This window comes from Alteromonas sp. W12 (assembly GCF_001924945.1).
Classification (GTDB): Bacteria; Pseudomonadota; Gammaproteobacteria; order Enterobacterales; family Alteromonadaceae; genus Alteromonas; species Alteromonas macleodii.
In genome coordinates this window covers 141,441-152,231 of the sequence record NZ_LQXH01000009.1, presented here as the reverse complement: position 1 = coordinate 152,231, position 10,791 = coordinate 141,441, and the positions used below count along the sequence as shown (strand labels likewise).

At 46.0% G+C, this 10,791-nt stretch carries 4 protein-coding genes; 3 read left to right on the top strand and 1 reads right to left on the bottom strand.

The window, feature by feature from the left end:
- The first annotated feature begins 57 nt into the window (after positions 1-57).
- Positions 58-1,737 (top strand): AMP-binding protein, encoded by a 1,680-nt coding sequence (locus AWH61_RS14240; RefSeq protein WP_075177427.1) that lies wholly within the window; start codon positions 58-60, stop codon positions 1,735-1,737.
- A 159-nt stretch (positions 1,738-1,896) separates the two neighbouring features.
- On the opposite strand, the gene AWH61_RS14235 is transcribed toward AWH61_RS14240, so the two are convergent.
- The gene (locus AWH61_RS14235; RefSeq protein WP_039225377.1) at positions 1,897-2,550 is read right to left on the bottom strand and encodes a dUTP diphosphatase; all 654 of its coding nucleotides are present in this window, start codon (positions 2,548-2,550) and stop codon (positions 1,897-1,899) included.
- A gap of 635 nt (positions 2,551-3,185) precedes the next feature.
- Here AWH61_RS14235 and recC point away from each other — a divergent pair.
- Both recC and recB read left to right on the top strand, forming a co-directional pair.
- On the top strand, positions 3,186-6,809 hold the full coding sequence (recC, locus tag AWH61_RS14230) for an exodeoxyribonuclease V subunit gamma (protein WP_075177426.1): 3,624 nt from the start codon (positions 3,186-3,188) through the stop codon (positions 6,807-6,809).
- A complete protein-coding gene (gene recB, locus AWH61_RS14225) occupies positions 6,806-10,771 on the top strand; it encodes an exodeoxyribonuclease V subunit beta (protein ID WP_075177425.1) in 3,966 nt (1,321 codons plus the stop codon). The genes recC and recB overlap by 4 nt, the downstream gene beginning before the upstream one ends.
- The last annotated feature ends 20 nt before the right edge of the window (positions 10,772-10,791 follow it).

Below are 10,791 nucleotides of genomic sequence, written 5' to 3'. Positions count from 1 at the left end.
GAAGTCTGTGAAATCATTGTAAAAATGAGCTACATTATAACAACATATGAGTGACTTATGCCGCTAGACATGACAGCAAACGCAAATACCACGGAAGTAATAACATCGCCATTAAGTATGTTGTACCACTGGGAACAGAGCCGTGGGAACGACGTATTTCTTACGCAGCCTATTAACGGTGAATACCACGACTACACATGGAAGCAAGTCGCCGAACAAGCCAGAAAAGTGGCAGCACGTTTACGTGAATTCGATTTCCCGCAAGGCAGCCGTATAGGTATCTTTTCAAAAAACTGTGCTGAGTGGTTTATCGCTGATCTGGGCATTATGATGGCAGGTCACGTGTCGGTACCTATTTTCTCAACAGCCGGTCCAGACACAGTCCAGTATGTATTGAAACATGCTGACGTACAGCTATTGTTCGTTGGAAAACTAGATAATACTGCGGAACAAGTTGCCTCTATTCCTTCAGAATATTTAACGGTTGCCTTTCCTTATCCAAACATTGCTACTAAGCAGCAATGGAAAGCGTTTATGGATATCGCGCCCATAACAGACTCGCCTGTACCTAATATGGATGATTTGATGACAATCATTTATACGTCTGGCAGTACTGGTCAGCCTAAAGGGGTGGTGCACAGTTACAATACGGCTTGTTGGGCAGCGCGTCGCTCGCTAGATCAATTGGGTATTAACCAAAACGATCGCACAATGAGCTACTTACCACTTGCGCATATTACAGAGCGTGTACTGGTCGAGCTTTCAAGCTACTACAGTGGTGGCAAAATTCACTTTGTAGAAGATTTAACTACCTTCCAACGGGATGTAGGTCACTGTCAGCCAACGCTATTTATTTCGGTACCGCGTTTATGGACAAAGTTTCAGATGGGCGTGTTAGCGAAAATGCCGCAGAAGAAACTGGATACGCTGCTTAAAATTCCAATTTTGAACAAAATTGTTGCGAAGAAAATTCGCGATGGCTTGGGCATTAATAACGCACGTTTGTGGGCAAGCGGTTCGGCGCCACTTGCACCAGCAGTCATTGAATGGTTCGCGAAAATTGGTATCTACATTTCTGAGGGATGGGGAATGACCGAGAACAGTGCTTATGGCACTGGCAGTGTACCTTTCCGTCATGATAAAATCGGCTGTATCGGCAAGCCATACGACGGCGTAGACATTCGCACGTCAGAAGAAGGTGAGATTCAAGTTAAGTCGCCGTGCAATATGCTGGAATACTACTTGGAACCACAAAAAACGGCTGAAGTCTTTACTGAGGATGGTTATCTGCGCACTGGCGATAAAGGGGTCATTGATGCTGATGGCTACGTTAAAATTACTGGTCGTTTAAAAGACATCTTTAAAACCGCGAAGGGTAAGTATGTTACGCCAGCGCCGATTGAAGCAAAATTCATGGAAAACCCTATTGTTGAGCAAGTGTGTGTAACGGGGACTAATTTGCCTCAACCTGTGGCTTTGCTAGTGCTTAGTGAAGAAGCGCAGAAAAAAGACAAAGCAGGCATTGAAGCAAGCCTTAAGAAAACATTCGAAGCTATCAACGCAAAACTGGAAAGCCATCAAGTTATGGATCGCGTCGTCATTATGAAAAACGAATGGAGCATCGAAAACGACTTGCTGACTCCGACGCTCAAAGTAAAACGTCATGTTTTAGAAGACCGCTTTGTTGATATTATCCAAGGTAGCTATAGCGACAAATTAGTTTGGGTTGACGCGTAAAATCGTCGTTGAGTCTTTTGCTTTGGTAATTTTTGAAAAAGCTCTGTCCATGACAGAGCTTTTTGTTATCAGAAGGAGACGCAATAAGCGTTGAAACTGTGTTGGGCTATAAGCACTACAGCGACGCTACATCGCGATAAACGAAACGCATTGGTCGCTTTAAGAAGGGTAGCGAGAGCGTAACCCTTCATACACTAAGTCGCTAAACTCTGGCTTCGTTAAATCTAGGGCATCCATTACTTCTACCAGGTGCTCGTTGTCTTCACGACCTTCCCACACTTTTACGTAAGTGCCTTCTTTATAGCCGTTATCTTGGCGGAAAAAATTGAGTACATTTTTACCTACATACTGACGATACAGTTCGTCAGCTGACATTTCACACTGGCTTACGATGAACATGAATAGTGGCACGCTAAAGCGTTTGGCGGCGCAAAGGCCCGTCATGAGCTCTAAATTATCAAGAAGCGACAAATTTGACGCGTCGTAGTCCTTTCCATCGAAGCTTACTAGCGTTTTGCCACTTGCTAATTCAGAAGCAATACTTTTTGCAGATTCAGCGATATCGCCTTTATATTCAATAATGCAGGCACTTAGTGCAAAGTGCCAGATATCCACCAATTCCATCTGAAGCTGTGGCAAGTCTTTTTGCTGTGCTTTCCACCATTTCCAGCCGTGATGCTCAATTGCTTCAACTGACTCTACCATTGCTGCACGTAAGTATCCGTAACCAGCATTTAGCCAGTCTGGGTTTACTTTGGCGTTCATTTTATCCTGAAGAGAAAGCATAGTGGCGAGTTGTTGCGCGGTTAACATTGTTGCTCCTGACCGTGAAATTGTGTTGCGTTTCGTAAAGGCGAAATTGTACTTGAATGACGCTTCGGGAGAAACTGCTAAATTTAGGACGGCGAGAGTAAAGCGCTTTCTCTAATGTCTGCTTGCTTGTGGTGCACTTGCACCACGGTAAAACTATGACTTATTGGTCATGTTTTCTATTTTTGTTTAAGTTGTTGATATTTCAGGTTTAAAAAGTTGGCATTCAACCTGCAAAACATAAAGCGTTAACAGTGCTGCTCAGTAGCGCTAACGTGAATGAGTGCCAGGCAACGCTTATTCACGTTGTTACTGAGTAGACCGTAAACCTTACCCATACAGATTTTTCGTGTCCTGAGGTCTGTGTGGGTTTTTTTTGTCTGAAAATCGCCTACACACGCTTCTTTGCACTCATTTACTGCGCCAGAACTCGCTATCACTTTGCTAAGAACCCTCCGGATATTGTTTTCGCCATGCCCCCGGTATTTGTTTTATTATCATAAGACATTTGCTTATCTAAATTTTGGAGAAATAACTTAACTACTGAGCACAATGCGATACACTAAATTATAAGGTCGACGATACCTGTTCAGTCTTTGCACAGTATCTAAAAGCACGTTCTACAAAGGATTTTTCGATTGCTTGCGCTATACCCCTCTAATAAATTAGAACACTTAAGTTTTCTTCTCACCACGCTTTTACGTCAGCAGCCTATGGGTGTGTTTACACCAGAAACCATCTTGGTTGAAAGCCCGGGTATGCAGCACTGGGTCAGTATGCAGCTTGCCACTGAACACGGCGTGGCAATGAATATTGATTACCCTTTACCAGTGCGCTTTATGTGGAATACAGCACGTACAGTACTTGGACAGGACAAAGTACCCAAGCAATCTCCCTATCGTCGTGAAGTACTGACATGGCGAATCGACAATATTCTCCAAGATGGCTCGCTGATGAGCGCAGAAGCCTTCGAGCAAGTTAACCGGTATTGGCAAAATGCAGGAAGTGAACAAGAGCAGGGGTTACAGCGCCTTCAGCTAGCTACCGCTCTGGCCGATGTGTACGAGCAATACTTGTTGTACCGCCCGGACTGGTTGTTTAAATGGGAAGCTAACGAACGCGCTGTACTTGATGACATGGAGATATGGCAAAGTGAAATTTGGCGCATATTGGTCAAAGAGCAACCGCTGCATCCTGCGCGTTTGCATCAAATGACGCTCGATGCGTTGGAAGCTGGCCATTTACCAAGCGAGCCAACGAACAAGTTGCCTGATCGTGTGATAGTGTTTGCTATTAATACTATGGCCCCACAGCTTATCGCATTTTTTGACGCCCTCGCGCAGCACATTGATATTCATATATTTCATTTAAATCCTAGCGTTAATTATTGGGGTGAAGCGAAAAGCAGTAGCGAACAGGCGAAGCTATTGCGCTTAGAAGGCCTTAAGAAATGGATGGAAGAAGATCAGTCAAACCCGCTGCTTGGCAACTTAGGTAAGCAGGGCAGAGAGCTATTCAACTTACTCACTGAACTGGATACCTTTGAGATTAGTGCGTTTGATTCACCGGATTTTGAAGAGACAAACGATAATGCTGACAGCGACAATGCTCGTGGTCTACTCGAGTATATTCATAACGATATCTTGCAAGCCGCTCAACCGAAGCCACTTACTCATGATTTAAGAGAAAAAGACGATAGCGTTACTATCATGTGTACCCATTCCGCACTTCGCGAAGTGCAGGTATTACACGACCACTTGTTACACTGGTTATCTCAAGATAAAACGCGCACCCCATCTGATATTCTGGTGATGTGCCCGGCCATCGAAAACTACGCGCCATTTGTTGATGCTGTATTTCACAGAATAGGCACAAAGGCTTTGGCTGGCAGGGGGCAGGTTAGGCTTCCGTGTACCATTGCAGATAGAAGCCCAATGGATGCAGAGCCGTTGATTGCGGCATTTATGGCGCTGCTACAACTGCCCGATAGCCGTTTTGGTGTGTCGGACATTATGGATTATTTGCAGTTAGATTCAGTGCAAAAGCGTTTCTCAGTGTCACAAGATGATATTGAGCAAATGGTGGTTTGGCTAAAACAAGCTCATATTCATTGGGGTCTTAATAGCGCCCACAAAACTGCCGTTTCAGAAGGTGTTGATCTAGACGATACCTATAGCTGGTGGTGGGGAATACGCCGATTACTTATGGGCATGCTTGCACCAGATAGTGAAGTCATTGTTAGTGACCTACTTACTATTCCCGACGTTGAAGGACAAAGTGCGCTTACGCTAGGCAAGCTTATTGACGTTGTGGCGCTGTTGGGTGAGTTTGCCCAAGTATTAACAGCCCCAAGGACGGCCGCGCAGTGGTCTAAAGCCTTAATATCGCTTCGAGATGCGTGTTTTATGCCGATAAAAGACCAGCAGCAAAGTTGGGATCTTATTGCCAAAGTTGCTGCCGATCTTGCTGCACGATGTGAAGAGGCAGGTTATGAACACGAGCTCACCCTTCGTCAGGTTCGCGACCTGCTGCTCAATCGATTCTCGTCGCCAGATGCCGGTAACCACTTTATGACCGGTCAGGTTACGGTGTGTTCAATGCTGCCCATGCGAAGCATTCCGTTTAAAAAAGTGTGCATTTTGGGGCTGAACGACAGTGAATTCCCCAGAAAATCAAGCCCGCTGGGTCTCGATTTAATGGCAGGTGCTGGCCGCCAAATAGGTGACCGCTCACGACGTTTGGAAGACAGGTATTTATTCCTAGAAGCCATTATTTCCACCAGAGACAGCTTATATTTAAGTTACCAAGGGAACGACGTTACCAATAACAGTGAGCGGCAACCCAGTCTAGTATTGGCTGAGTTTATGGATATGTTAGCAAACAGCTATGCACTGGATTTATCAAAGTACAGCGTTAATGCGCCGCTTCACCCGTTCAGTGAAGAAGGCTTTACGGGAACCTTGCCGAGCTACGAAACAGGGTGGTTACGGTTAGCTGACGCGTTACAGAAAACGAAATTAAATACCGATGAAGCAGATAATGAATCTGCCAATGATGCGGATACGGCAACGTTAGCACCATCACCTGATGCACTATCAACGCAATCGCTTCGTTTATCAGGTATTCAAATTGCGAGAGCTTTCAAAGATCCGCTGGAGTATTTCTCTGTCCAACGGCTGGGCGTAAATCTGTCTCAATCGTTTACGCTACTTGAAAATAGCGAGCCGTTTGAAACCAATGCGCTGCTACGTTACCAGGTGCTCGACGCTATCTTTTCGTCTGCAGAGCGCGTTGCGCCAGAGAAAGATGATGTCACCTCTCTTTCCTATAGCGAAAAAGTGATCACTTTTGCGTCGCTTAGAGGGGATATTCCCAATAACCCCGTTGCCAGAGATGAAGTTGACATGTGGAAAGAAGGGGCATTGGCATTAAGTCAGGCGATGGGCCCTCACGACGCGGAGCCTAAGAAAGCGCACTTTCAAGGCAAATACATCACCTTTACTTCATCGGCTTTATTAGGCAGTGACGCGCTAGTCGAGCTTTGTGCAGGCAAGATTGACGCACATCGCGCTTTGGGTTTCTTCATTTCACAATTAGTTTTTTCAAGTAGCGATGAAGAAACCAGCTACAGCAACTATCCGCTGGATATCTATTCGTGTGCCTGGGAAAAGGGCGAAACCATTTTGAAAAAGCAGCGCTTCCCCGCTTACGACCGGGAAACTGCTGTGCGTTTACTTTTGTTTATTGAACAGCTTTATATGGCAGTTTACACGGCGCCGACACCTATTCATTTAAGTTTGTTCGGTACTTTTATGCCCGGAACCAGAAATTCAGACACTAAGCCTGTAGTGGAAAGCATAAAGCCTGAGATGATTACCGACATTCTGCATGCGTTACTAGAGAGTGCGGACGGGACTAGTGAAACCGACAAAGCGATACTTAGCCAAGTACAACATGCAATTGACGAGATGTGCCCGTTCACTGATAAAGACAACGCTGTAGCTAGTGAAGCGACAAATGAAAAACATGAAAAAGCGAAACAGGCGGTGGAGCAAGCCGCTGCACTTTTTAACACGATAGAGTTACAGCGAGCATTAACAGACTGGCAGCAAAGTAGCGGGCAATTCAGCGCCGATATGGCAAGCAACCCTTACTTAAATTGGTTGTTTCCGCAGGGCGTGAGTTGGAATGATATACCGCATTTAAGTGCTTTTGTGCTGCTCGCCATGGTCAACAATGCGTCTCAGGAGGAGAAGCTATGAGTTACAACCCTACATCCTCTGATAACCCTATAGACGAACAATCTCAGCCGCAAACCGACGACCACAGCGGCACTGAAGCGCAATTACTCGATGTAGTCGCTATGCCGTTAAAAGGGCGCCACCTTATTGAGGCCAGCGCTGGTACAGGTAAAACCTTTAATATTACGCGCTTGTATTTGCGTCTATTGCTTGAAAAAAAGCTTACCGTCAAAGAAATATTGGTGATGACTTTCACCAAAGCCGCAACCGAAGAAATAAAGGGGCGTATTGCGGCAACACTAAGAGAAGCCCTCCTTATTTGGCAGCAAGCCAAAGATAACGGCAATGAAATAGACAGTGGCTGTGACCCGGTTTATCAGTATTTATTTAATAGCTGTGATATTGACGAGAGTTTGGCACTTTTAAAAGCGGCGCAGCTGGAGCTTGATGAAGCCTCGGTGTTTACTATTCACGGCTTTTGTCAGCATGTTATTACCCAATTAGCATTTAACAGCGGCTTTGCCATGTCGCTTAATTTGGGCAATGACACCAGCGACTTATACCTTGAAGCTGCCGAAGACTTCATTCGAAAAATTAGCAAAAGTGAGGACGAGTTTAGGCTACTGGCAGAGTCTGGCTGGCATACACCTGAAAAACTGCTGCGAGAGTTTAACGCCAGCATTAAAAGTACTCTGACCCCAATATTGCTTAGTGAAGAGGATATTGAGGCGGCGTGTAAAAAGCAGCTAGATGAAGCGCCGCACACGTCTTTAGCCTACGTGAAGTCTCTACTTCAAAGCGTAGAGGATAATGAAGGGCTATTGGTAGAACAGCTCATCAAAACACCGGCCCATAAAAAAGAGCGGCCTCAGGAATTGGCTGCACTTAAAGCTTGGTTGCGTTCTTGCGTGGATGAACAAAGTTATTATCTTCCGCCGCCCGAAGCGGAAGCCTTTGTTAAAGGTAACCGATATGCGCGAAATTCATCTGGCGTAAAAGAGATCTTAACGCCTATAAAAGATTTTGCAGGGGCGCTAAAAAAAGCATTTGGTGAAAAAGACAAAGCGCTTGGCAAAGTGCCTGTATTCAAGCTGGTGGTTGAAGCCATTGCGTTCATCAAATCCCGCGTTGAAAAGCAGAAAAAACAGCTGGGCGTTATCGACTTCGACGATCTTATTCGTATGCTCGCCGACGAAGTGGTGAAGCCAAACAATACTCTTGTGCCTGAACTTCGCAAAAAATTTCCCGTTGCGCTTATCGACGAATTTCAAGATACCGATGCAAAGCAGTACGCGATTTTAGACGCAGTTTATCCTAATCTTGAGAATGCTAACGAAAGTGCGTTATTAATGATAGGTGACCCCAAGCAGGCGATTTATCGCTTTCGCGGTGGCGATATTTTTACCTATTTAAAGGCGGGTAGGCAGGCAGATTACCGCTGGGTGATGAATACCAACTGGCGCTCGGTTGAGGGAATGGTTAAATCCTACAATCGGTTATTTTATGGCGCGCCTGTGGCATCAAATAGACCTGCCGATGTGTTTGGTTTTGATATCAAATACAACCCAGTCGAATTTACGCCTAAAGCGGCCGCGGCAAAAACGCCACTTATCGACCCTGCCGAACAAGACAATGTAATGAAAAGTGCTGTAATGAAGAGCGGTGTAATGAAAAGTGCTGTAACGAAACGCAGCGCAATGAACTACGTTAGCATGTGTTTGGACGACAAAGAAAACGCCCACATTATGCGTCGCAAAATGGCTCAGTGGATTGCGCAAGAGATTTACCGCTTATTGAACGAAGCGCACTTTCAAACCGCCAATGGTGGCACCGCGCCGGTGAGGCCTCAGGATATCGCTATCTTGGTGAAAGACAGGACCGAAGCTGGCGCTATCAAAAGTGTACTGCAGCAAAAAGGCTTGGCGTGCGTTTATTTAAGCGATCGCAGTAACTTATTTGCCAGTGCCGAAGCCAAAGATGTACTGCGGTTACTCAACGGTATTTGGCATGCTAACGACACCAGTAAAGTGGCGTCGAGCTTGGCGTCACCGCTTTGGGGTTATAGTGCCCAAACACTTATTGAACTGTTGTACCATGAAGATGACGCGCAGTGGGATGCGGCTATCGACAAGGTATTGTCGCTGCGGGATATGTGGCTGCAAAAAGGGTGCATGAGTGTGCTGCTGTATTTAATGCAAGATAGCTATCAACCTCATGCTGACAGCGTGGAACGCGCCCTTACTAACTATCAACATTTGGCCGAAGTGCTGGAAAAAGCTAGCACTACTCACCAGCGCCCAGAGCAGCTACTCGACTGGTTGAATAAGCAAATTCATAAGCCTGAAAGCGATGAAGAGCTTACTTTGCGCCTTGAAAGTGACAGCCAACTTATTCGACTTATTACTCAGCACGGCTCGAAAGGGCTAGAGTACCCCATCGTGTTTGTTCCTTTTGCCACCGGCTACAGAGACGCCGCTAAAAACGGCAACACTACGTCGCAAATATTTACTTATTACGACGAAGAAAAACAAGATTTGCAAATGCAGCTTGGGCAGACGCCACAGGCGATAGCTCGCGTTCAAAGCGAGAGCGAAGCGGAAGACATGCGACTGGCCTATGTGGCGGTAACACGAGCTGCTCATCGCTGTTACATGGGCGTTGTACCGCTAACTAACAATGAAAGAAGTGCATTAGCACGAGCACTTGGTGTAGGCGGCGATGGCAGCAACAACGATTGGTCGAGTGTGTTAAACCGCGTTGCTGATGAAGATGCGTCCCATGCCAGCCATATCGACGGTGATGAGTTTGAGGAAGTGTATAATGGCTTTGAACAAGAAGATGAGTTACCTCAGCTAACCGCGTTGCAATTTACCGGCACGGCAAGCGAAGAATGGCGACTGTATTCATTCTCAGCAATGAGCCGTTTAACCACGGTTGGTGCTAACCAAAGCGTTGAAACAGGCACAGCAGCAGAGTCCGGCGCAATAACAGAGCCCTTGAGTCAAACCCTTCCTAGTGTGCCCGTACTTCAAACCATTCGAGATGAAGAAGTGTATGCAAGCGACCCCCTTATGGGTGAGATGGGCTCAATTGATGCAGACATCAATTCCTCGGCAGGTATTGAAAGTACGGTAAGTAAAAGTGATCTGCGTTTTACCCTAGAGAAAGGTGCGAGCGCAGGTAATTTACTTCACGATATTCTAGAGCACAGTGACTTTAGTGCGCCCGATTGGGAAGAAACGGGTAAGGAACTGGTTAACCGCTTCGGGTTAGATGAAAAGCGAACGCCGCTACTTTATGAATGGTTAGAAGAAGCGCTACAGACGCCTCTGTATCCCAATATGCAGCTAAGTATGAGTGATTTGCCCTTAGCGCAAACCCTGCGCGAAGCCGAATTCTATTTTCCAATGAACGACACGCAATGGACTCAGCTTCGTGAAGTACTCGCTACCCATAGGCAAAACGTAGCTGACGTTATTGGTGGCGAGATGGAAACAGCGCCTCAATTAATCACAGCTAAATTACAGGGAATGATGCACGGGTTTATTGATTTGATTTTTGAACATGACGGTCAGTTTTATGTGGCAGACTACAAATCAACCTGGCTTGGCGATACCCTTGATAGCTACACGCCAACAGCGCTGTTTCACAATAACCAGCATCACCTTTACGACCTTCAGTACTTAATTTACTGCTTGGCGCTACATCGCTATTTAAAGAATACGCTGCCTAACTACGACCCAGATATGCATTTTGGTGGAGTGTATTACTTGTATCTACGCGGTATGCACCCAGAAAACGAGCGCGGGGAAGGGGTATTTTATACTGATGTTCCATCTTCTGTACTCAATCGATTAGACGGGATATTTGCGAGCAAAGGCGATGCCCAGCAAGGCAATAGTTCTTCGAATGCAGGCAGCTCTCACCAGCCTTTGGAACAAACGTCTTCGGGTCAGCAGCAGTTTAGTTTCGATGACAAGTAGTCAACATCATAGAGGCTAAA

Bases quoted from the DNA above. Each gene is read 5' to 3' on its own strand.
- AWH61_RS14240 (WP_075177427.1), top strand. From the start codon at position 58: ATGCCGCTAGACATGACAGCAAACGCAAATACCACGGAAGTAATAACA.
- AWH61_RS14235 (WP_039225377.1), bottom strand. From the start codon at position 2,550: ATGTTAACCGCGCAACAACTCGCCACTATGCTTTCTCTTCAGGATAAA.
- recB (WP_075177425.1), top strand. From the start codon at position 6,806: ATGAGTTACAACCCTACATCCTCTGATAACCCTATAGACGAACAATCT.